Source organism: Shewanella benthica KT99 (assembly GCF_000172075.1).
GTDB classification, from domain to species: Bacteria; Pseudomonadota; Gammaproteobacteria; order Enterobacterales; family Shewanellaceae; genus Shewanella; species Shewanella benthica_A.
In genome coordinates this window covers 1-1068 of record NZ_ABIC01000111.1, presented here as the reverse complement: position 1 = coordinate 1068, position 1068 = coordinate 1, and the positions used below count along the sequence as shown (strand labels likewise).

Annotated in this window: 1 rRNA gene; it reads left to right on the top strand. The window is 45.3% G+C overall.

Annotated elements, in window-relative coordinates:
- Nucleotides 1-361: 361 nt before the first annotated feature.
- Nucleotides 362-1068: ribosomal RNA gene (locus KT99_RS19785) — 23S ribosomal RNA — on the top strand; the annotation flags it as partial.

The window sequence follows — 1068 nt, the reverse complement described above, 5'->3', positions numbered from 1 at the left end:
TGATAGTGTTAATGTGAAAGGGATAGCGACTTACTTGTAGTTGTTATTAATAGCATTAGCGCGAAAAATAAATAATTGAGTTCTCAAACACTTAAATCAAGTGCTGGAGCATAGACCTTTAATTAGGAAAGTGCTTCAAGAGTATTCTTTTGGCGAAAGTAAACACCATTAGTTGCGATACGATTCGTTTTCTACTATTTGTAGAGAATATTGAGTCTGTTAGCGCAGTCGATGTGTTGTTATGCAAGGCGCGAAAGCGAACGAGGAGGGCGTGTAGTTTACTACATAACCGACAAGTGAGTTTGAGTAACGCTGCATAACAGTACAGTGGCAAGCGAATAAAGACCCATGTGGGTTGTATGGTTAAGTGACTAAGCGTATACGGTGGATGCCTTGGCAGTCAGAGGCGATGAAGGACGTAGTAACTTGCGAAAAGCGTTGGCGAGCTAGTAACAAGCATTTGAGCTAACGATGTCCGAATGGGGAAACCCACTCACATAAGTGAGTATCATATACTGAATACATAGGTATATGAGGCAAACCCGGGGAACTGAAACATCTAAGTACCCGGAGGAACAGAAATCAACCGAGATTCCCCTAGTAGCGGCGAGCGAACGGGGATTAGCCCTTAAGTCTATGGGGTGTTAGTGGAATGAGTTGGAAAGCTCAGCGGCACAGGGTGATAGCCCCGTACATGAAAACTAACCATAGATGAAAACGAGTAGGACGGGACACGTGACATCTTGTCTGAACATGGGGGGACCATCCTCCAAGGCTAAATACTCCTGACTGACCGATAGTGAACCAGTACCGTGAGGGAAAGGCGAAAAGAACCCCTGTGAGGGGAGTGAAATAGAACCTGAAACCGTATACGTACAAGCAGTGGGAGCGGTTCCATTCTTCGGAATAAGAGACCGTGACTGCGTACCTTTTGTATAATGGGTCAGCGACTTACATTTTGTAGCGAGGTTAAGCGAATAGCGGAGCCGTAGGGAAACCGAGTGTTAACTGCGCGTATCTTTAATTAGAGAAGTTGCAAGGTGTAGACCCGAAACCCGGTGATCTATC